The sequence below is a fragment of the Nocardia alni genome (assembly GCF_019038435.1).
Lineage (GTDB): Bacteria > Actinomycetota > Actinomycetes > Mycobacteriales > Mycobacteriaceae > Nocardia > Nocardia alni.
The window spans coordinates 1-21,098 of sequence record NZ_JAGPOX010000162.1; the positions used below are offsets into that span (position 1 = coordinate 1).

The window sequence follows — 21,098 nt, forward strand, 5'->3', positions numbered from 1 at the left end:
CCCCCAGTTCCGCGGCCACCCCCGCCAGATCCGGGTCCGCACCGGCCCAGGTGTCGTTGATCAGGTCCGCGCCCTCGGCGACCGCGGCCCGCGCGACGTCACCGCGCCAGGTGTCCACACTGATCAACAGATCGGGATAGCGCTCGCGAATGGCCGCCACGAACGGGACCACCCGGCGTGCTTCCTCCGCCGCGTCCACGCTGTCGCCCGGACCGGCCTTGACCCCGCCGATGTCGACCAGATCCGCCCCCTCGGCCACGGCACGATCCACGGCGGCCAGCGCGGCCTCGTCGGTGAACGTCGCACCCCGGTCGTAGAACGAATCCGGGGTGCGGTTCACGATGGCCATCACGAGCGCTCTGTCTGTCGCCACCGGCTTCCCGCAAAGAGTAGGCAGCGGCGACACAGAACTCATGATCACAATCCGCCTCTCCGCGCCTGAGCCCGAACTCGTGGGCCGCAACAGTCGCGTTGGCGGCCGGCAGTCAGGCTGCGCTGAGTTAGCCCGTCCCCAACAAGTTACCCGGCACTAACGAAACACGAGTTGTCACCCTGGCATCGCAGCAGTGTGTACGGCTCGAAAGGCCAGGTTGGCAACCAGCGGTTCACGGGCCGGTCAGGCCCCCGGAGCACGGCCCGCGGCGACCTCGTCGGGGTAGCCGTCGTAGAACGGCACGTAGCCCTTCTCGCGCCCGGACAGGGCGTAGACCGTGGTCTCGCCGTCGGGGGCGTAGCCCTGCTTACGCAGGTCCACCTTGCGGCTCTTGAAGGTGCTGGTGGTCTCCAACTCGTCGACCACGCGCAGAAACAGCGGGACCGCGTAGCCGGGTAGCCGGTCGTACAGATGGGCGGCCACCGCGCGGCCGTCGAGGGTGGCCTCCGGGCGCAGGGTCACCGCGGCCATGCCCGCCTTGCCGTCGGAGCCGGGCACGTCCACGCCGTACACCACCGCCTGGGTGATCGACTCGAGGCCGTCGAACGCACCCTCGACCTCTGTGGTCGCCACGTTCTCACCCTTCCAGCGGAACGTGTCGCCGAGCCGGTCCACGAAGGCGATGTGATGCCAATGCTGGTCGCGTACCAGGTCTCCGGTGTCGAACCAGCAGTCGTCGTCGGTGAACGCACCCCGCACCAGCTTCGACTCGGTCGCCGACGCGTCGGTGTAGCCGTCGAACGGTGAGCGGTCGGTCACCTTCGACAGCAGCAGCCCGGTGCCGCCCGAGGGCACGCGATGCAGCCGCCCGTCCCCGAAACGCCGTGCCTTGCCGGTGGTCTCGTCGACCTCGACGATCGCGTACGGCAGCGGCCCGAATCCGGCGGTGCGATCCACCCCGAAGGCGTTGACGAACGCGACATTCCCCTCACTGGCGGCGTAGAACTCCACGATCCGGCCGATGCCGAAACGCCGCTTGAATTCGTCCCATATCTCCGGACGCAGCCCGTTGCCGACGGCCACGCGCACCGAATGCTCTCGGTCGGTGGGTTTCTCGGGCTGATTGAGCAGATAACGGCACAGCTCGCCGATATAGATGAACGCGGTGGCCCGATTCGCGATCACCTCGTTCCAGAAACCGGATGCCGAGAATTTGCGGCCCAGCGCCAACGTGGCCTGTGAGCCGATCACCGCGCCGAGGGCGACCGTCAGGGCGTTGTTGTGGTACAGGGGAAGACAACAGTACAGCGTGTCCTCGCCGCGCAGCCGGATACTCAGGCCGCCGAATCCGGCCATCCCCTTCACCCAGCGCAGATGCGTCATCACGCTGGCCTTCGGCAGGCCGGTGGTACCGGAGGTGAATATCAGGAAGGCCCGCTCGCGGGCGCGAATATCCTCGCACACAGCGGGATTCGCATCGGAGGCGGTATGCGCGGCCGCGGTCAGCTCATCGGAGAACAACAGATGTTCCGGCGGCTCGGGCAGTGTTTCCAGCGCCTCGCGGCACTCGTCACCGATCACGTTCACCACGCTGCCCAGCAGGCCGAAGCTGTGCGCCAGCACCTTGTCGCGCTGATTGTGGTTGAGCAGTCCGGCCGTCGCGCCCAGCTTCGCCACCGCCAGCACCACGAATACGGTCTCGGGCCGGTTGGTCATCAGTATCCCGACCACGTCGCCGCGTCCGACCCCGCGCCCGGCCAGCACCGAGGCGTAGCGGTTGACCTCGCTATTCGCCTCGCCGTAGGTGTACTCGCGTCCCTCGAACCGGATGAACGGGCGCGCAGGCACTTTCGCGGCGGCACGCTGGAAGTACAGCCCCACCGATGCCTTGTGGTCCGGGCCGGTGAGCAGGCCCGCGCCACCGCGCACGATTCCGGGCGTGTCCATAGCCATCGCCGGTAGGCAGCGGGCCAGGTCGAGCAGGGAGATATTCGTCGAGACTTCCGCAGTCACGGTGTCCTCCAGCGCACTTCGAAGCTCAATTCGGTCGGGTCACCAGCGCATCGAAAGCCTGCGCCAGATCGGGGGTCACGGTAACTCGCTCCAGCGCGGACTTCGAGACGAACCCCGCGTCGCGCAACTGATCCAACCAGGTGAACAATCCGCGGTAGTGGCCCAGCGGATCCAGCACGACCACCGGTTTGTCGTGCATGCCGAGGTAGCCCCCGGTCCACGCCTCGAAGAATTCCTCCAGCGTGCCGATGCCACCGGGCAGGGTCAGGAACGCGTCGGCGCGATCCTCCATGACCTGTTTGCGCTCGCGCATGGTGTCGGTGACGATCAACTCGTCGGCGTCGACGTCGGCGACCTCGAGGTGCACGAGCTGTTTGGGAATGACCCCGACCGTCCGGGCGCCACCGGCGCGGGCCGCCGTCGCGACCGCGCCCATCATCGACACATGTCCGCCACCGGACACCAGATGCCAACCCCGCCGGGCGATTTCGGTGCCGACCTGGGCGGCCAGGCGCAGCTGCGCACTATCCCCCGCGCTGGCCGAGCAATACACACAGACCGCATACGCACGGTCATTCACCACTGATCCTCCGTCCCGATCGCATCCTCACCCCGGCCCTGCGCCGCGCGCACCACGATGTCCACGACCTCTTCCACACTGTCGGTCACATGCACCAAACCCAGATCCCCGGGCGAGATCTTGCCCGATCCCAGCAGCGAATCACGCAGCCAGTCCACCAGACCGGCCCAGTACCGGGTGCCGAACAACACGATGGGGAATCGGGTGATCTTGTGCGTCTGCACCAGGGTCAGCGCCTCGAACAGTTCGTCCAGGGTGCCGAAGCCGCCCGGCAGGCAGATGAACGCCTGGGAGTACTTCACGAACATGGTCTTGCGGGCGAAGAAGTAGCGGAAATTGATGCCCAGATCCACCCATTCGTTCAGCCCCTGCTCCATCGGCAACTCGATGCCCAACCCGATGGAGAAGCCGCCGGCCTCGTGCGCGCCGCGGTTGGCCGCCTCCATCACGCCGGGCCCGCCTCCGGTGATCACCGCGAACCCAGCCCTGGACAGCGCTGCGGCGATCGCCTGCGCTGCCTGATATTCCGGATGGTCGACCGCTGTGCGCGCGGAACCGAAAATCGTGATCGCCCTGGGTATTTCGGCGAGCGCGCCGAAACCCTCCACGAATTCGCTCTGGATCCGCAGCACCCGCCACGGGTCGGTGTGCACCCAGTCGGTGGGGCCGCGGCCGTCGAGCAGATGCTGATCGGTGGTACCCGCTCCTTGTTTGCGATCCCCGCGCAACACGACCGGACCCCGGAATTTCGGCGCTGACTTGGGTGATCGAGTGACATGTTCGGAGTCGCTGGACATAAGCTCACGCTAGCAGGGGCACGAGAATTCGGGCTTTCCGTCTGGTATCGGACTCGGCAACCCCTTTGGCCAGGGGTTTCGGTCGCGTATCAGGCTCCGGTCAGGTACCCGCGCAGTATGTCGGCCACCATGGTGATCTGGGCGGTCGGGACGTGTTCGTCGACCGTGTGCGCGAGGCTCGGATCGCCGGGGCCGAAGTTGACCGCCGGGATGCCGCGCGCGGCGAAACGGGATACATCGGTCCAGCCGTATTTGGCCCGCACTCCGCCGCCACCGTGCGAATGAACCTGCTGCACAAGGTTCTTCGCTGCGGGCGCGGACAGGCCGGGCAGCGCGCCGGCGGCGCCGTCGGTGCGCTCGAATTGCACATCCAGATCCGAGAAGAGCTGTCGCACATGCTCTGTCGCGGAATCCAGCGAACGATCCGGCGCGAAGCGGAAATTCACCTCCACGCTCGCCTCGTCGGGCACCACATTGCCCGCGACGCCGCCGCCGATTCGCACCGCGGACAGGCCTTCGCGATAGACGCAGCCGTCGATGTCCACCTCACGGGGCCGATATTCGCTCAGCCGCCGCAAGATCGGCGCGAGGGCGTGAATCGCGTTCTCGCCCATCCAGGCGCGCGCGGTGTGCGCGCGGGCGCCGGTGGCGGTCAGGCGCACTCGCAGCGTCCCCTGACAGCCCGCCTCGATCCAGCCGCCCGAGGGCTCGCCCAGGATCGCCAGATCACCGTCGAGCCAGTCGGGCAGTTCGCGTTCGATCCGGCCGAGACCGTTGAATTCGGCGGCGATCTCCTCGCAGTCGTAGAAGATGAGGGTCAGATCGCAGACCGGGTCGGCGACGGTGGCGGCCAGATGCAGGAAGACCGCGTCACCCGATTTCATGTCGACGCTGCCGCAGCCGTACAGCTGTCGCTGACCGTCCAGCTCCTCGAACCTGCCCGGTACGTTCTCGGCGATCGGCACGGTGTCGAGGTGACCGGCCAGGATCACCCGGGTCGGCAGGCCGCGATCGGTCCGCGCGAGCAAGGTGTTGCCGTGGCGTAGCACTTCGAAGCCCGTAGTCTGCTCGCGCAGGGCCCACAACACCGCGTCGACGATCACGGCCTCGTCCCGGGAGACACTCGGGATGTCGACGAGGGCGGAGGTCAGGGCAATGGGGTCGGCGCGCAGATCGATGCTCACCCGCCTCAGCCTACTTTCCTTCCCTGATACCCACGGTCCCGCCGGACCGGCATGGGCCCATAGAATCGCCGACGTGAGTATTCAGGGAGCATCCGCAGTCGGCCTGGCCACTGTCACTGTGAACGGCACGATCCTCGACACCTGGTTTCCGTACCCCCAGCTGGGCGAGTTCACGACCACCGGCACCGAGAAGCTGAGTCCTGCCGATCCCGAATACGCCCGGTTCGCCGACCTGATCCGCACCGACGAGGCGCGCCGGGTCGAGGTGGTCGCGGTGCGCACCACCATCGCCGACCTGTCCGCCGCCCCCGCCGACACTCACGATGTCTACCTGCGTCTGCACCTGCTCTCCCACCGCCTGGTCCGCCCGCACGGACTGAGCCTGGAGGGCCAGTTCGGCCTGCTGGCCACCGTGGTGTGGACCAACCACGGCCCCTGTGCGGTGGAGGAGTTCGAGCTGGTACGCGCCCGCCTGCGCGCCCGCGGCCCGGTCACCGTGTACAGCCTGGACAAATTCCCCCGCATGGTCGACTACGTGCTCCCCGCGGGCGTCCGGATCGGCGACGCCGACCGGGTGCGCCTGGGCGCCCATCTGGCCGAGGGCACCACGGTCATGCACGAGGGTTTCGTGAATTTCAACGCCGGCACCCTCGGCGCCTCCATGGTCGAGGGCCGCATCTCGGCCGGCGTGGTCGTCGGCAACGGCTCGGACGTCGGCGGCGGCGCCTCGATCATGGGCACCCTGTCCGGCGGCGGCAAACAGGTCATCTCGATCGGCGAACGCTGCCTCCTGGGCGCCAACGCGGGCCTGGGCATCCCCCTGGGCGACGACTGCGTAGTCGAAGCAGGCCTCTACATCACCGCCGGCACCAAACTAACCCTCCCCGACGGCCGCACCGCCAAGGCCGCCGCCCTGACCGGCCAATCAAACCTCCTGTTCCGCCGCAACTCGCTCTCCGGCGCAGTAGAGGTAGTCCCCCGCAAGGGCACCGGCATAGAACTGAACGCCGCCCTCCACGCCAACTGAGTAGTTCCGCCTCGCTCGACCGCCTCTCCGCGCCTCACACCGGGGCTCGGGTGTCACATCGCCGGCGTGGGCAGTTGGCGGCCGAGTCGCTCACACAGATCCAGGCGGCAAAATACGCACCCGGGCCCGCCGGCTCGGCTGGGCCGGCCAGGACATCGGACCCGAGTTCAGGGCATTGCCGGTATCCGCGCTCTGGAACGTACGCAGATAGTTGCGGCGGGATTCGTTGTGCCGGAACGATATCGGGCGCTACATTCCCGGCCTATTCGATGCCGAAGGCGAGGATGCGCAGCGGGGTTATGCGGATCAGCTCGGGGCTGGTGCCGGGGATGCCGCTGTCCACGTCTCGGAGGGCTTGGGCGGTGCCGCGGATTTCGAGGCAGCGGACTTCCCAGGGGGTGGTGGACTTGATGTCGTCTATGACGAGGGAGACTCGTTCTTCCTTGGCCAGGTTGCGGAACTTCTGGGTCGCGCCCATGTTGTAGCCGCCGATGTCGATGGTGCCGAGGGACTCGTTGTAGCGGTAGCCGACCGGGTTGTTCTGGGGGGCGCCGTCGGGGCGGATCGTGGCCAGGCGGGCGAGGCGTTGGGTGCGCAGGTAGTCGATCTGGGCGGGGGACAGTGTTGCGATCATGACAAGACCATAAAAGCTGAACCACACTCCAGGTCAAGCGAGCCGTGCCGGATCCGTCGAATGTCAGCTCATCGGTTGAGGCGAATGGGCGTGACATTCGGTCGGCGGGCATGGTGCAAGTGCCTGCGAGGGCGTGGTCCGCGGGATCAGGTCAGGAGTTTCTTCTGTACCTTGCCCATGGCGTTGCGGGGCAGCGAGCCGACCAGGCGGACCTCGCGGGGGCGCTTGTGGATCGAGAGTTGCTGGGCGACATGGTCGATCAGCTCGCGCTCGAGGTCCTCGCCGGATCCGTCGCGCGGTACGACGAATGCGACGATGCGCTGGCCCAGGTCGTCGTCGGGGACGCCGACCACCGCGACCTCGGCGACCGCGGCGTGGCCGAGCAGGCTGGTCTCGATCTCCCCGGCGCCGACGCGGAATCCGCCGGACTTGATCAGGTCCACCGATTCGCGGCCGACGATCCGATGGAAACCCTCGGCGTCGATCGCGGCGACGTCGCCGGTGCGGAACCAACCGTCCTCGCTCCAGCATTCGGCGGTGGCCTCGGGACGATTCAGGTAGCCGTCGAACAGCATCGGGCCACGCACCTGCAGGGCCCCGATGCTCTCGCCGTCGTGCGGGACCGGATTCCCAGCCTCGTCACGCAGCCGGGTCTGCACCCCTTCGACCGGGAGCCCGACCCATCCGGGACGCCGCTCTCCGTCGGCGCGGGTGGAGATCGTGATCATGGTCTCGCTCATGCCGTAGCGCTCGATCGGCTCGTGACCGGTGAGTTCGCGCAGCTTCTCGAATACCGGCACCGGCAGCGGCGCGCTGCCCGACACGAGCAGCCGCGCGTTCGCCAGTTCCCTTGCCGCCGAGGGATCCTCGACTACGCGCGACCAGACCGTCGGGACGCCGAAGTACATCGTGCCCTTGACCGCCGCATAGGCCGCGGGAGTGGGCTTGCCGGTGTGCACCAGCGGGCTGCCCACCCGCAGCGGGCCCAGCATGCCCAGGATCAGCCCGTGCACGTGGAACAGCGGAAGTCCATGTACGAGAACATCGTCGGCCGTCCAAGCCCAGGCGGCCGCGAGCGCGTCCAGGCCCGCGGCGATGGCCGCGCGGCTGAGCAGAACACCCTTGGGCGCACCGGTGGTCCCGGAGGTGTAGAGAATGAAAGCCGTTGTGTCCGGTCCGGGTTCGGAATAGGTATGCCACGAGCGGGCATGCGTGCGCACCGGAACCACCGGCAGCGCAGTACCTTCCGGCCCCTCACCGAGCCACGCCTGCGCACCGGAATCACGCAGGATGTGCTCGAGCTCGGCAGGTCCGGAGTCCGGCGGCACCGGCACGACGGTGACCCCGGCGATCAGCGCCCCGAGCATCCCCAGCACGGTCGTGACAGTAGGCTTGGCCAGCACCGCGACCCGCTGTGCCTGCGCGATCCGCTCGGCCACCGAGGTCGCCGCGCCGATCAGATCGCTGCGCGAAAGAGTCTGCCCGTCGATGGCCACAGCATCCGGGATATCGGCGCCCGCGGCGACGGCGGCGGGATTCAACGACTTCAACAGCGGTAACGACCCGTAAGACACGCGTCCAACCTACCAAGCCGGTGCAAGCGATCGCCGCCGCGAGCCTGCGCCGCCGCGAAGATCCGGCGGCCACGCGGCAATTGTGAATCGGTCGCGGCGCGCGGACGGCCGTTGACACCTCCGTGATCACGGTGAGAAGGTTTATACGTAGGCTTCTCATGGAGAACGGGGTCGACGATGACCAGCTCACCACGGACCAGCTCACCGCGCCGAGCAGGCGCACGACCTCGGACGACACCCAGATCCACCGCCGATTCCACTCCACTCGACCCCGGCGCCCCGGACCGGTTCGATATCACCGGACAGCTCTACGGCTCCTCCGCGTTCTTCGGCGCCGCGGCGAATGTGATCATGCAACTGAGCCACCGGCCTGTCGGCTACGGCGTGCTGGAGAGCACCGTCGAGGGTGGTCAGATCATGCGGCATCCGATCAAGCGGACCCGCACCACCCTGACCTATCTGGCGGTGGCGCTGATGGGCACCGACGAGGACCGTGCCGCCTACCGCGAGGCGATCAACCGCGCGCATCGCCCCGTGCACTCCACCGAGTCGAGTCCGGTGCGGTACAACGCCTTCGACCCGGAACTACAGCTGTGGGTCGCCGCCTGCCTGTACTGGGGCGCACATGATCTGCGTCGGCGCATGCACGGACCGATGAGCGAACAGGCACAGGACGCCTTCTACCGGCACGCCGCGCGCCTGGGCACCACACTGCAACTGCCCCAGCACATGTGGCCGCCCGATCGCGCCGCCTTCGACGTCTACTGGACCGAGAACCTGGCCAGGGCCACCATCGATCCGCCGGTGCGGCAATACTTTCAGGATCTGATCGACCTGAAGATGTTCCCGCAACCGATCCGGTTGACCTTCGGTGGATTTCATCGATTCGTCGTCGCGGGCCTGCTACCGCCGCCGCTGCGCGAGCAGATGGGCATGAGCTGGAGCGAGCGGGACGATCGCGTGCTGGCCGGGATCCTGCGCACCGTGGGTTCCGTGGAGTCGCGAATACCCAAGCAGATCAGGATGTTTCCGATCAACGCCTACCTATTGGACATGCGCGTGCGCCGCCGACTCGGACGCACACTCGTATAGAGCGGGACCACCCCGGCCTGACGCTGCATTCTTACCGCCCGAACCTCCGGAAACCGTCGAAACGGCGCGCAGAATGCAGCGGGAGGCCGGTTCTCGACTCACGGAATCCGGAATCCGGGTACCACATGATCGCGGGCGAACCGGCGGGTGGCGGCGTCGTCGTCCAGCGGGATGACCGTCTGCGGCGTCAGCGCCATCGACAAGGACGTGCGGGCCACCATCTCCGCCAGCGGTAGCGGATCGTACTGCGGCAGTTTGCCTTCGCGCTGCAACCGGACGATGAACTCGGCCAGGTAGTCGCGCCCGAGCTCGATGACCGGCGCGCCCTGCACCGTCAGGTGCGGCAGCACGATCTCCGGCTCGGTGGTCAGCAGCCGATCCAGCAGCCGATTGCCCCGCAACCCGTCCAGGAAAGCGACGAACAGCTCCACGATCTGCTCCTCGGCCCCGGCGTCGCTGTCGATCTGCTGTTGCACGGCCCGATCCACCTGCTCGATGAACTGCCGCGCCTGCCGTAAACCCACGGCCTGGATGAGATCGGATTTCCCGGCGAAACGCCGATACAGCGTGGCCAGCGACAGCCCCCCGCGCCGGGCGACCTCCACCATGCTGGTGCGCTTGATCCCGAAGTCGAGGAAGGCCAGCAGGGCGGCGTCCAGCACCTTGCTCTGCCCGTCGTCCTCGACCGACGCACCGCGGACCAGCGGCAACAGTTTCGCCAGCTGCACCATCACGGCCTCTCTCTCAGCATCTCGAGACGATGACAGGAAAATCATCGCATACCAGCAACTTTACAGCCCGGCCGATTGACAGGACTACCATGGAATGAGAAGGTGAGAGAAGTTCTTTCTCACGTTACTTCCGCCTCACGGCGCGAAGAGATCGAGGAGCCGAGTCGACGATGACCGCCGCCACCCCACTGCCCGAGCCCCAGGTGACGCTCACCCCGGAAACGGTCCGCGAACACGTCGATGGAATCGCGTCCTTCCTCGGTGGCGCCGCCAACGTCATCATGCAGCTCAGCCACCCGCCGGTCGGCTACGGCGTCATGGAGAGCACCGTAGACAGCGGTAAGGCCTCGCTGCACCCGGTCAAGCGCCTGCGCACCACCCTGACCTATCTCGCGGTCGCCCTGATCGGCACCGAACGCGACCGGGAGGTCTATCGCGAGGCGGTCAACGGCTCGCACCGGCCGGTCCACTCCAAGCCGGACGCGGACGTGAAGTACAACGCCTTCGACCCGAAGCTGCAACTGTGGGTCGCGGCGTGCCTGTACTGGGGCATCGACGATCTCTACATCCGCATGCACGGACCGATGGAACCCGAACTGGCAGAGGATTTCTACCGTTATTGCGCCCGTCTGGGCACCACGCTGCAAATGCGGCAGGACATGTGGCCGCCGGACCGGGAATCGTTCTACCGCTACTGGGAAGAGAGCCTGCCCCTGCGCGTGATCGACGACACCACGCGGGCCTACTTCACCGAACTGGTCGACCTGAAGTGGTTGTCCCCCATACCGAGGTTCGTGTTCGGCCGCCTGCACCGGTTCGGCGTGACCGCCCTGTTGCCACAGCATCTGCGTGACGAGATGCACATGACGTGGACCGCACGTGACGAACGCACATACACCGCGATCCTGCGGGCGATATCCGCCGTGTGGATCCGCATGCCCGTCGTCCTTCGAAACGCGCCGCTCAACACCTGCCTCGCCGATATGCGAATGCGGCGGCGGCTGGGTCTCAGCCTGGTGTAATACATCCCAGCGGGGCCGAGCCGGTCACTGTGCCTCGCAACGGAATCCGCGTTCGGCACGCGAGATCCCCGCACACCCGGCAGGATGAAGGTCATGCGCGTTGTCCTTCAGCTTCGCCCCGCAACCGAACTCATCGCCTCCGTCATCGATCCCAACATCCGCGTCGCCGCCGGTGATGTCATCGGTGAACTGGCCGGATTCGATATCGACCACGTCTTCGAACCCGTCGCGCTGCCGAGTGCGGCTACCGGCCAGGCCGTACCGTTGCAGCCCGCCGACGCCATGGTGGTGGTGCGCGGGGAAATCGACGATACCGCCGAGAACATCCTTGCCGCTCTGTCCGGACACCCCACTGTCACCGGGGTTTTCGCCGACCCGGTGATCGAGCGCGTGCTCACCTGTGGCGGTGATCCGTCGGTCGGCACCTACCACGACGTCGCCTCCCTGCTGCACACCACCGACCTGGCCTCGGCCGGACTGACGGGCAACGGCGTCGCCCTGGCCCTCGTCGACACCGGAATCAACGCCGCCCGCGTCGACCAGGTGCGCGGCGGAACCTTCACCATCGACACCGCCCGCAGCTGGAATCCGCAGGGCGTCACCGGAACCGCGGGCCAGTTCCCGGTCGAGCACGGCACCATGTGCGCCTTCGATGCGCTGATCGCCGCGCCGCAGGCCTCGTACCTCGACATCCCGGTCATGCTCAGCACCCGCACGGGCGGCTCGACCATGGACGGGCTGCTGTCGGACGCGGTCGCCGCGTACGCCCATCTACGCACCGTGCTCACCGATCAGCCGGCGGCCACGCGGGCGCTGGTCGTCTCCAACAGCTGGGGTTCGTTCTCCCCGCAGTGGGATTTCCCGGTCGGCCAGCCAGGGAACTACTCGGACAATCCGAACCATCCGTTCAACGTGATCGTCGCGTCGCTCGAGTCGGCGGGCGCGGACATCCTGTTCGCCGCCGGAAACTGCGGCCGCGACTGCCCCGACGCACGGTGCCAGTACACGGATCGTTCGATCGGCGGGGCGAATTCGAGCCCCAGCGTGCTGAGCATCGGCGGCGTCGACACGAACGGACAGCGGGTCGGCTACTCCTCCCAGGGCCCCGGACGCCTGTCGGACAAGAAACCGGACGTGTGCAGCTACACCCACTTCAGCGGCTCCCAGGTCGACGGTGACACCGACACGGGCACCTCGACGGCCTGCCCGGTCGCCGCGGGCTTGGTGGCGGCGATCCGCACCACCCATTCGGCCACGGCCCTGCCGCCCGCACAGCTGCGCACCCTGATCCAGAACACCGCGACCCATCACGACCCGTCCGGATTCGACTACGACTACGGCTACGGCGCCATCAACGCCCAGGCCATCCTGGCGGAGCTACAGAAGACGGCCGCCAAGGCGTAGCGTTGGACTCATGCCGCTGTTGACCATCCGGCTTCCGCAAGGCGCGACATTGGACGACGCCGTGCGGAAGCTGGGCTTGGCCGAATCCGAGGTCGACACCGCCTACGGCCTGATCCCCTTGGATCCCGACCAGGGCTTACACGCACTACGCGTCACCGACGCCGCCGCCCAGCGCATGAGCGAATCCGAGTCCGGAGCAACAGTTTTCGCCGACCCGCGGATCGAACCGGCGAAAGATGGGGAATCGCCCGCATAGCAAGGCCCTCCCCAGTCGTCCTACCACTCAACTTGGTCACCCACCTCGTCCTTCCAGCATGCTTCTGGCCGGGATCCACCGTAACCAGCCACGCACCAGTGGATTCCGGCCAACAGCCTTTGTCCCCGCTGGCGCAGGAGCTTGTCGAAGGCTGAAAATCGGTCTGGTCGCTCGCCGACGCGCCCGGCTCCGCCGGGTGCTCCCGCGCCCGGTCGCGTTGATTTTCGGGTCAGGCCGACTCGCCCGCCACCCGACCGCTAGTCGCCAACGCCACCATTGCGGCGCCCAAGTCAGGCCCAAGGCGCGGATGAGCGCCAACTGATTTCGCGAGACACGGGCAACTTGCCGGGACGGGCTAACCCGAGCCGCCCTCCCACCGCAATCCGCCAACGCCACCGTTGCGGCACCCGAGTCTGGCCTGAGGCCGCGGAGAGAGAGGCGGGTGAGCGGCGGTTTAGTCCGCGATGAGGCGTTTGGCCGCCGCGGAGATGCGTTCGTCGGTGGCCGTCAGAGCGATTCGGACGTGATTCGCCCCGGTCGGACCGTAGAAGTCGCCGGGAGCGGCCAGGATGCCACGCTCGGCCAGCCAGTCCAGTGTGGTGCGCCCGTTCTCTTCACGGGTGGACCACAGGTACAGCCCCGCGACCGAGTGATCGATGCGGAAGCCCGCGTGCTCCAGCGCCTTTCGCAGGATCTCCCGCCGGACGCGGTAACGCTCGCGCTGGGCGGCCTCGTGCACGTCGTCGTTCAGCGCGGCGGTCATCGCGGACTGCACCGGGAACGGCATGATCATGCCGGCGTGCTTGCGCACCTCGAGCAGCTCGCGGACCAGGGCGGGATCGCCGGTGACGAATCCGGCGCGGTATCCGGCCAGATTCGAGGTCTTGGACAGCGAATGGATCGCCAGCAGACCCGTGTGGTCACCGTCACAGACGCGCGGGTCCAGGATCGAGACCGCGGGCTCATCCCAGGCCAGGCCCAGATAACATTCGTCGGAGGCGACGATCGCGCCGCGTTCGCGGGCGAACTCCACCACCTTGCGCAGGTGGTCGACACCGAGCACCTTGCCGCTGGGGTTGGACGGCGAGTTCAGGAAGATCAGCGCGGGCGACTCCGGACCGAGCCGAGTTACCCCGTCCGCCCGCAGGATTCGCGTGCCCGCCAGCAGCGCTCCGACCTCGTAGGTCGGATACGCCACCTCCGGAATGACCACCAGATGGTCCGCACCCAGGCCCAGCAGCCGCGGCAACCCCGCGATCACTTCCTTGGTCCCGATCGCGGGCAGCACCGCCTCCGGCGCGACGCCGGTAATGCCGAACCGCCGCTCGAGCGCGGCCACCGCGGCGGCGCGCAGCTCCGGCGTGCCGTGCGTGGCCGGATAACCGGGCACCTCCGCGACGGCGGACAGAGCCGCGCGGATCAGCGGATCGACGGGGTCGACGGGCGTGCCGACCGACAGATCGACGATGCCGTCCGGATGCGCCGCAGCCCGCGCCTTCGCGGAAGCGATGGTGTCCCAAGGGAAATCGGGCAGGAGACTACTGACAGGGTGACGCGCGGGCACTGTCTACTCGCTGGCCATCGGCGGTAGCGCGGCGATGAACGGCGGGTCGAAGTCGACCTTGCCGACCTTGGTCGCGCCGCCCGGGGAACCCAGGTCGTCGAAGAAATCGACGTTGGCGTTGACGTATCCGCTCCACTGGTCCGGAGTGTCGTCCTCGTAGAAGATCGCCTCCACCGGGCACACCGGCTCACATGCACCACAGTCCACGCACTCGTCCGGATGGATGTACAGCATGCGACCGCCCTCGTAGATACAGTCCACGGGGCATTCCTCGATGCACGCCTTGTCCTTCACGTCAACGCACGGTTCAGCGATGATGTACGGCACTGCCGCTCTCCTAGTCTGTCCTTGCCTGCGGGATACTCCGCTCGCGCAACAGTATCCCGGCATCACACATTACTACTGGTCAGCCTTGCCTAACTCCACGCCGCCGGGCGCCGCGGGAGTCAGGTGCAATCCTAACCACCACGGCGCCCGATGCCGATTCGGGCGAACGCCCACACGCAGGCGAATCTCAGCCCACCGACAGCGGAACAGCGGCGAGCTTGTGACGCGGTTCACCATAGAGAGTCGTCCGCTCGCGCGCCGGGCGGCCGATGCCCTCGGCGATCTCGTGGAGTTCGGCCACCGTCTTGGCCGAACCGTTCTCGGCTCCGGCCATGCGCGAGATGGTCTCCTCCATCAGCGTGCCGCCCAGATCGTTGGCGCCGCCGTTGAGCATCACCTGGGTGCCCGCGATACCCAGCTTGACCCAGCTGGTCTGGATATTCGGGATCCGGCCGTGCAGCATGATCCGCGCGAGCGCGTGAGCGGCACGGTTGTCGCGCACCGTGGGCCCGGGGCGTGACGCGCCGGCCAGGTACAGCGGCGCGCTCTGATGGACGAACGGCAGCAGCACGAATTCGGTGAAACCACCTGTCTCGTCCTGGATTCCGCGCAGCACCCGCAGATGTCCGACCCAGTGCTTCGGATTGTCCACGTGGCCGTACATCATCGTGGAACTGGAGCGGATGCCCAGCTTGTGCGCGGTGGTGATCACCTCGATCCACGCCGAGGTGGGCAGCTTGCCCTTGGTGAGCACCCAGCGCACCTCGTCGTCCAGGATCTCCGCCGCGGTGCCCGGAATCGTATCCAGCCCGGCCTCTTTCAGTGCCGAGAGCCAATCGTGGATGCTCTGGCCGCCGCGCGAGGCGCCGTTGACGATCTCCATCGGGCTGAAGGCGTGCACATGCATGGTGGGCACGCGCCGCTTCACCGCCCGCACCAGATCGGCGTAGCCGGTCACGGGGAGTTCCGGGTCGATACCGCCCTGCATGCAGACCTCGGTCGCGCCCTCGACGTGCGCCTCCCAGGCCCGGTCGGCGACCTCCTCCGCGGACAGGGTGAACGCGTCGGCATCGCCCTTGCGCTGGGCGAACGCACAGAATCGGCAACCGGTGTAACAGATATTGGTGAAGTTGATGTTGCGGTTGACGATGTAGGTGACGTCGTCACCGACCGTATCGCGGCGCAACTGGTCGGCGAAGGCGGCGATCGCGTCGAGTTCAGGGCCGTCGGCGGTGGCCAGGGCCAGATAATCCTCATCGGACAGGCCCGCCGGATCGCGTTCGGCCGCGCGCAGGGCCGCCGTCACGTCGGTGTCGAGCTTGATCGGCGCGGACAGCGACAGCACCTGCTCGCGCACGGTCTCCCAGTCGCCGAACGCGCCCAGGGATTCGGACTCGAGCCCGGAGTCGCTGCGGGCGAAGGTGTTCCGGCCCTCGGTGTCGATCGCGGTGTTGAGATCGATGCGTCCGGCCGAGTCCCAGTCGTGATCGGGCTCCTGCCAGGGGCGACCCTGCGGGTTGACCTCCCGCGCCAGGCCGGTCTCCGGATCGGCAAGGGCGGCAACGTGACCCGCGACGCGCGGATCGATCCACGGATGCCCGGCCAGCACATACTTGGGATGTGCGGTGAGGCGTTCGGTGAGCCGATATCCGGCCTGCGCGGTGACCTCGGCGAGGGTGTCCAGGTTCGGCCACGGCCGCTCCGGGTTGACGTGGTCGGGAGTCAAGGGCGACACGCCGCCCCAGTCGTCGATACCTGCCTCGATCAGCGCACGGCATTCGTCGAGCGCGACCAGGTTCGGCGGGGCCTGGATGCGCATCTTCGGGCCGAGCAGCATGCGGGTCACCGCGATGGCCGCGCGGAACTCCTCCAGGTCGGCATCGGGGGTGTCGCGCATGGCGGTGTCCTGCTTGGCCAGGAAGTTCTGCACGATCACCTCCTGAACATGCCCGAATGCCTTGTGCGACTTGCGGATCGCCATGATCGACTCGGCCCGCTCGACCAACGTCTCGCCGATGCCGATCAGGATGCCGGTGGTGAACGGCACCGACAGGCGGCCCGCGTCGGTCAGGGCGCGCAGCCGCACGGCCGGATCCTTGTCCGGGCTGCCGTAGTGGGCCTGACCGCGCTCGGTGAACAGCCGCTCGGAGGTGGTCTCCAGCATCATGCCCATCGAGGGCGCGACCGGCTTGAGGCGCGACAGTTCGGCCCAGCTCATCACGCCCGGATTCAGGTGCGGCAGCAGTCCTGTCTCCTCGAGCACCCGGATGGACATCGCGCGCACGTAGTCCAGGGTGGAGTCGTAGCCGCGTTCGTCGAGCCACTGACGGGCCTCCGGCCAGCGCTCCTCGGGGCGGTCGCCGAGGGTGAAAAGCGCTTCCTTACAGCCCAATTCGGCGCCGCGACGAGCGATGTCGAGCACCTCGTCCGGTTCCAGGTACATGCCCTTGCCCTGTGCGCGCAGTTTGCCGGGCACGGTGACGAACGTGCAGTAGTGACAGGTGTCCCGGCACAGGTGCGTGAGCGGGATGAATACCTTGCGGGAATAGGTGATGGGCAGGACGTCCGTCCCGTAGGCCTCGCGCAGACCGGCATCGCGCACCCGGGCGGCCGAGGTGCTCAGATCCGCCAGGTCATCGCCGCGCGCGTGCAGCAGCACCACGGCCTCGTCGAGATTCAGCGTCGCCCCGTCGCGCGCCCGGCGCAGCGCCCGGCGCATCGCCGAGGCCGAGGGTGGGGTAGGTGGAATGCCCGGTTCCGAAAGGTCCGTGCTCATGCGGCAACCATCCGACAGTTCTCCTTCGTTGCTCGTGACGTGAGACAACTCGATGCCCCGGTGCGCTATTCCGGATCTGTGGGAATCGACCCGGAACGTGGCCGGGCACCGTAGTGCCCCGCCGGCCGCCGTCGCAACACCCGTCACAACACCGATGGCCGGGACCGCATCCAAAGCCGATGCGGCCGAACTCAGTCGAATCGGTCCAACTCGCGCACCCGCGACATATGGACCGTCTCTGCCACGATAGCGGTTTTCGGCGAGCAGAGCATCGGCGGGTCGGCTACTCGCAGTGCGGCGAACAAGAAGTGCGCGCGTCGGCTCCGGGTGGCGGCGGATATGAACATCCCGAAGGCCCCGGCGGCGAGACGAGCGTGCCCGGACCGCGTCGCAGTCGCGATCCGCGCTGGTCCGACGCGTGGACCGGCGACTGTCGGTGGTTCGTGTCACGATGGTCGCATGGCATACGGAGGGGCGGCGGGCCACGACGCCGGGGGGCACGATGAGGAGCGCGAGCCGATCGGTCGCGCGGCGCCCGGCGGGGGCACGACGGTAGTTCCCGGCGGGACGATTCTGGCGGAACCGGCATGGCGGCCCAGTCCGCGCGCGAAGGTGCTGTGGATGCTGTCGCCACTGCTCGGGTGGCTCATCGTGCTGATCGCCGAGTTGATCTGGGTGTTCACCGACGACGCCGATCGCACCGCACAGCTGGTCACCATCGTGATCACGCTGGTGCTGGCCGCGCTGCATGTGGTCATCGCGCCGATGTGGCGTTATGCGGTGCATCGCTGGGAGGTCACCGCCGAGGCGGTATACACGCGCACCGGCTGGATCACCCAGGAGAGCCGCGTCGCGCCGATCACCCGCATACAGACCGTCGATACCCATCGCGGCCCGCTCGAGCGCGTGCTCGGCCTGGCCACGGTCACCGTCACCACCGCGTCCTCCGCCGGTGCGGTCCGTATCCCCGCGCTGGACCTGCCGGTCGCCGAACAGACCGTCCAGCGGCTGACCGTGATAGCCGCCGCACATCAGGGGGATGCGACATGAGCCGGCGAACATCGACCGCGCCTGTCGACCGCGCCGGACCGAGTGCCGGCGGCGCGGGCATACCTCCTACGAGGTAGCGCGCATGCGAACCATGAGTGCCGACGAGGGGGAACTGTCGTGAGTGAGCGCAACGAGTGGACGGACACTGCCCAACCGCTCGATCCGACCGGGGGCGACCATCAACCCGATGCGGACGTGAGTACGCGGCAGGACGGATTACCGGCAGGACGGACAACCGAACACGATTCTGCCGAGGCGATCGGCGCCTATCCGACCGGCGGGGGCTCGGCCGAGACACCCTGGCGGCGGCTGGATCGGCGGATGTTGCTGCTGCATCCGGTGCGGGAGGTGGTGCGCTATATCCCGGCGCTGCTGGTCACGCTGATCGCGGGTAGCCAGAGCGACAATCCGGAATGGAGTCTGGCGCTGCTGGCGGTGATCGTCGGGCTGGCCGTCACGCGCTGGTTCACCACGACCTACCGGATCGGTCCCGAGACCGTGCAGTTGCGCCAGGGCCTGCTACAACGCAAGACGCTGACCGTGCCGCGCTCGCGCATCCGCTCGGTGGATGTGCACGCCGACCTGATGCACCGGCTGCTCGGCTTGGTGGTGCTGGCCATCGGCACCGGCCAGCACGCCACCAAGCGGGAGCGCTTCCATCTGGACGGCGTCGACGCCCGGCAGGTCCCCGAGCTGCGCGCACTGCTGCTACACGAGGTCGAATCCGCCGCGGCACAGGCGACTACGCCTGCGGGGCAGCCGATTACCGACTCGCCGACCGCGACACCGCAACTGCCCCAGGGTATCGAGACGGACCGCGGAATCGAGATCGGCCACTGGCAGCCGGGATGGGTGCGCTACGCCCCGCTCTCGCTCCGCGGCCTGGCGATCCTCGTCCCGATCATCGGTCTGGCCTTCAAGTTCGGCATCGCCAATGTGCTGTTCAATTCGCACACGGTCAAGAACCTGAGCGCCCGCGGCGCCCTGTTCATCGCCGCCTCCGTGGCCATCCTGCTCGTCGCGCTGATCGTCGTCACCATCCTGGCCGACTGCTTACGCTATCTGACAACGTATTTCGGCCTCCGCGTGATCGACGACGGCACCACCCTGCACATCCGCAACGGTCTGTTCACCACCCGCCAAACCACCCTGGACCTCACCCGCCTGCGCGGCGCGACCCTGAAAGAGCCTCTCCTGCTCCGCCTCGCACACGGCGCCGAACTCGAGGCCATCATGACCGGCTCGGACGCCCGCAAGAAAATCCTCCCCCAAGCCCCCCGCACGGCCGTAGACCACACCCTCACCCAACTCCTCGCCAGCCGCCCCACACCACCGATCCACCAGAACCCCGTAACACCCTGCGCCCCAACCGATCAACCGGACTTCACCACAGCATCCGCAACCGCTGTAGACCATGGCCCGCACGACGCGGCACGTGCCACCGGAGCCGGTTCCTCTCGGTACCCTCTCGATACTCATTCTCCCGCAACGATATTCGACCCCACAACACCGAACGGCGTCGCGGCCCCCGCGATCGTCCCCCTCATCCAGCACGGCCCCCGCGCACGTCGACGACGATTCACCCGAGCCCTCGCCCCACTGGCCGTCATCGCACTAGCCATGGCAGCGACATCCCTTGCGGGAGTATCGATCCCCACTTGGCCCTGGATCGTCCTGATCATCCTCGCACTCCTGGCCACCGCCCTGGCCCACGACCGCTACCAGGGCCTGGGCCACGCCGTAATCCCCGGCGACACCACGACTCCCACCTGGCTGATCACCCGCAACGGCTCCCTGGACCGAGACCGAGACTGCCTGGAGTCCCCCGGCATCATCGGCTGGACCATCCGCCAAACCTTCTTCCAGCGCCGAGCCGGCCTGGCCACCCTCATCGCCGCCACCGCCGCAGGCAAGAAACGCTACCGAATAGTCGACATCCCCCTGGCTGAAACTTGGCCCCTGATCGAGTCGGTCACTCCGGGCCAACTCGGCCACCACACACCTCGCTGACCAGCCAGCCGACAAACCAGACGCGTAGTAAAGCCTGCTATACATACATGTATGCCCGCCTCCGGCACCGGCAGCACTCCACGCGACCCGCGCGAGAATAGGCGGCGTGCGCTGACGCTCGGTAGTGATCCGGGCGCCCGATTCGTCACGACTGCCACCGCTCAGGCGATATTCGCCACGGCACCAGTGCTCGATTACGACGAGTTGCAGCGCGATCTGGACGACGCTACCGACGATGAACTGTCCGACGCACTCGTCCCCGACAACCGTCCGGACGGCGCTACCGACTGATCGACCAGTGCGTCACCGTCGTCGCCTCCCAAGCGGTCCACAGCCGCCAGCCGACCTGGACCCGCCGGGAACTGCCGCCCACGATCCTTGGTGCCCGTGCGGGAGATCACGTCGATGGCCTGCCGGTGCGCACCGACGCGACAGCCCTGGTATCCAGCCGCCCTCATAGCCACTAGCCACGAACGTCCTCTGCCGGACACTGCTGTTGCTCCTGGACACCGCACCACGCGCCCTGCATTGCGCGCCGAGACCGGCGACGGCAGTATCCGATCTACGTGAAATACGCGGAGGTATTGCGGACGTGGCAGTGCATGAAGTCTTGTGCGTGGGCGAGAGCATGGTGTTGCTCACTCCCCCACAGGGAGTTCGGTTGGGTGCGGCCGGGGTGGTGGG

19 protein-coding genes are annotated in these 21,098 nt (G+C 67.5%); 8 read left to right on the forward strand and 11 right to left on the reverse strand.

Annotated elements, in window-relative coordinates; all coding sequences use genetic code 11:
- From JZ791_RS37905 to dapE, 5 genes are all read right to left on the reverse strand, one after another.
- Positions 1-415 (reverse strand): dihydropteroate synthase (locus JZ791_RS37905; protein ID WP_216901805.1); only part of this gene is annotated, 415 nt, incomplete at its 3' end.
- A gap of 201 nt (positions 416-616) precedes the next feature.
- Complete coding sequence (locus tag JZ791_RS37910) at positions 617-2,386, reverse strand: long-chain-acyl-CoA synthetase (RefSeq protein ID WP_216901806.1); 1,770 nt, start codon at positions 2,384-2,386, stop codon at positions 617-619.
- Positions 2,387-2,411: 25 nt separating this feature from the next.
- Positions 2,412-2,966: an LOG family protein gene (locus JZ791_RS37915; protein WP_438804598.1), complete on the reverse strand. Its 555-nt coding sequence runs from the start codon at positions 2,964-2,966 to the stop codon at positions 2,412-2,414.
- Complete coding sequence (locus tag JZ791_RS37920; protein ID WP_216901808.1) at positions 2,963-3,763, reverse strand: LOG family protein; 801 nt, start codon at positions 3,761-3,763, stop codon at positions 2,963-2,965. Before JZ791_RS37920 ends, JZ791_RS37915 begins: the two co-directional genes overlap by 4 nt.
- 89 nt (positions 3,764-3,852) lie before the next feature.
- Positions 3,853-4,947 carry a succinyl-diaminopimelate desuccinylase gene (gene dapE / locus JZ791_RS37925; RefSeq protein ID WP_216901809.1) on the reverse strand — a complete coding sequence of 365 codons (1,095 nt, stop codon included), beginning with the start codon at positions 4,945-4,947 and terminating at the stop codon, positions 3,853-3,855.
- A 73-nt stretch (positions 4,948-5,020) separates the two neighbouring features.
- Between dapE and dapD the strand changes: the two genes are divergently transcribed.
- Positions 5,021-5,974 carry a 2,3,4,5-tetrahydropyridine-2,6-dicarboxylate N-succinyltransferase gene (gene dapD, locus JZ791_RS37930; protein ID WP_216901810.1) on the forward strand — a complete coding sequence of 318 codons (954 nt, stop codon included), beginning with the start codon at positions 5,021-5,023 and terminating at the stop codon, positions 5,972-5,974.
- A 262-nt stretch (positions 5,975-6,236) separates the two neighbouring features.
- Here the strand turns inward: dapD and JZ791_RS37935 are convergent, their stop codons facing one another.
- Positions 6,237-6,608 carry a PPOX class F420-dependent oxidoreductase gene (locus JZ791_RS37935; protein ID WP_216901811.1) on the reverse strand — a complete coding sequence of 124 codons (372 nt, stop codon included), beginning with the start codon at positions 6,606-6,608 and terminating at the stop codon, positions 6,237-6,239.
- 146 nt (positions 6,609-6,754) lie between these two features.
- Complete coding sequence (locus JZ791_RS37940; protein WP_216901813.1) at positions 6,755-8,182, reverse strand: acyl-CoA synthetase; 1,428 nt, start codon at positions 8,180-8,182, stop codon at positions 6,755-6,757.
- A 177-nt stretch (positions 8,183-8,359) separates the two neighbouring features.
- Between JZ791_RS37940 and JZ791_RS37945 the strand changes: the two genes are divergently transcribed.
- Positions 8,360-9,274, forward strand: coding sequence for an oxygenase MpaB family protein (locus JZ791_RS37945; protein ID WP_216901814.1), 915 nt, complete (start codon positions 8,360-8,362; stop codon positions 9,272-9,274).
- A 98-nt stretch (positions 9,275-9,372) separates the two neighbouring features.
- Here the strand turns inward: JZ791_RS37945 and JZ791_RS37950 are convergent, their stop codons facing one another.
- Positions 9,373-10,005 (reverse strand): TetR/AcrR family transcriptional regulator, encoded by a 633-nt coding sequence (locus JZ791_RS37950; protein ID WP_216901815.1) that lies wholly within the window; start codon positions 10,003-10,005, stop codon positions 9,373-9,375.
- 170 nt (positions 10,006-10,175) lie between these two features.
- Between JZ791_RS37950 and JZ791_RS37955 the strand changes: the two genes are divergently transcribed.
- The 3 genes from JZ791_RS37955 (at position 10,176) to JZ791_RS37965 (ending at position 12,687) form a co-directional block, all read left to right on the forward strand.
- Entirely contained in the window at positions 10,176-11,027 is an 852-nt protein-coding gene (locus tag JZ791_RS37955; RefSeq protein ID WP_216901816.1) for an oxygenase MpaB family protein, read from the forward strand.
- A gap of 93 nt (positions 11,028-11,120) precedes the next feature.
- Positions 11,121-12,431, forward strand: a complete 1,311-nt coding sequence (locus tag JZ791_RS37960) for a S8 family serine peptidase (protein WP_254207040.1) — start codon at positions 11,121-11,123, stop codon at positions 12,429-12,431.
- A 10-nt stretch (positions 12,432-12,441) separates the two neighbouring features.
- Positions 12,442-12,687 carry a hypothetical protein gene (locus tag JZ791_RS37965; protein WP_216901819.1) on the forward strand — a complete coding sequence of 82 codons (246 nt, stop codon included), beginning with the start codon at positions 12,442-12,444 and terminating at the stop codon, positions 12,685-12,687.
- A gap of 454 nt (positions 12,688-13,141) precedes the next feature.
- On the opposite strand, the gene dapC is transcribed toward JZ791_RS37965, so the two are convergent.
- The 3 genes from dapC to JZ791_RS37980 all read right to left on the reverse strand — a co-directional run bounded on the left by dapC (position 13,142) and on the right by JZ791_RS37980 (position 17,354).
- Positions 13,142-14,251 (reverse strand): succinyldiaminopimelate transaminase, encoded by a 1,110-nt coding sequence (gene dapC / locus JZ791_RS37970; RefSeq protein ID WP_216901821.1) that lies wholly within the window; start codon positions 14,249-14,251, stop codon positions 13,142-13,144.
- 3 nt (positions 14,252-14,254) lie between these two features.
- Positions 14,255-14,578, reverse strand: coding sequence for a ferredoxin (gene fdxA, locus JZ791_RS37975; RefSeq protein ID WP_040827607.1), 324 nt, complete (start codon positions 14,576-14,578; stop codon positions 14,255-14,257).
- Positions 14,579-14,765: 187 nt separating this feature from the next.
- A complete protein-coding gene (locus tag JZ791_RS37980; RefSeq protein ID WP_216901823.1) occupies positions 14,766-17,354 on the reverse strand; it encodes a bifunctional FO biosynthesis protein CofGH in 2,589 nt (862 codons plus the stop codon).
- Between the two features lie 459 nt (positions 17,355-17,813).
- Here JZ791_RS37980 and JZ791_RS37985 point away from each other — a divergent pair, with 459 nt between their 5' ends.
- The 3 genes from JZ791_RS37985 (at position 17,814) to JZ791_RS37995 (ending at position 20,705) form a co-directional block, all read left to right on the forward strand.
- Positions 17,814-18,404 carry a PH domain-containing protein gene (locus tag JZ791_RS37985; RefSeq protein ID WP_216901825.1) on the forward strand — a complete coding sequence of 197 codons (591 nt, stop codon included), beginning with the start codon at positions 17,814-17,816 and terminating at the stop codon, positions 18,402-18,404.
- Between the two features lie 117 nt (positions 18,405-18,521).
- Positions 18,522-20,414, forward strand: a complete 1,893-nt coding sequence (locus JZ791_RS37990) for a PH domain-containing protein (protein ID WP_308163361.1) — start codon at positions 18,522-18,524, stop codon at positions 20,412-20,414.
- A 51-nt stretch (positions 20,415-20,465) separates the two neighbouring features.
- The gene (locus tag JZ791_RS37995; protein WP_216901827.1) at positions 20,466-20,705 is read left to right on the forward strand and encodes a hypothetical protein; all 240 of its coding nucleotides are present in this window, start codon (positions 20,466-20,468) and stop codon (positions 20,703-20,705) included.
- Positions 20,706-21,098: the final 393 nt, after the last annotated feature.

Coding starts and splice junctions, on each gene's coding strand:
- JZ791_RS37920 (WP_216901808.1), bottom strand. CDS start 3,763: ATGTCCAGCGACTCCGAACATGTCACTCGATCACCCAAGTCAGCGCCG.
- JZ791_RS37935 (WP_216901811.1), bottom strand. CDS start 6,608: ATGATCGCAACACTGTCCCCCGCCCAGATCGACTACCTGCGCACCCAA.
- JZ791_RS37945 (WP_216901814.1), top strand. CDS start 8,360: ATGACCAGCTCACCACGGACCAGCTCACCGCGCCGAGCAGGCGCACGA.
- JZ791_RS37950 (WP_216901815.1), bottom strand. CDS start 10,005: ATGGTGCAGCTGGCGAAACTGTTGCCGCTGGTCCGCGGTGCGTCGGTC.
- JZ791_RS37955 (WP_216901816.1), top strand. CDS start 10,176: ATGACCGCCGCCACCCCACTGCCCGAGCCCCAGGTGACGCTCACCCCG.
- JZ791_RS37960 (WP_254207040.1), top strand. CDS start 11,121: ATGCGCGTTGTCCTTCAGCTTCGCCCCGCAACCGAACTCATCGCCTCC.
- JZ791_RS37965 (WP_216901819.1), top strand. CDS start 12,442: ATGCCGCTGTTGACCATCCGGCTTCCGCAAGGCGCGACATTGGACGAC.
- JZ791_RS37980 (WP_216901823.1), bottom strand. CDS start 17,354: ATGAGCACGGACCTTTCGGAACCGGGCATTCCACCTACCCCACCCTCG.
- JZ791_RS37985 (WP_216901825.1), top strand. CDS start 17,814: ATGGCATACGGAGGGGCGGCGGGCCACGACGCCGGGGGGCACGATGAG.
- JZ791_RS37995 (WP_216901827.1), top strand. CDS start 20,466: ATGCCCGCCTCCGGCACCGGCAGCACTCCACGCGACCCGCGCGAGAAT.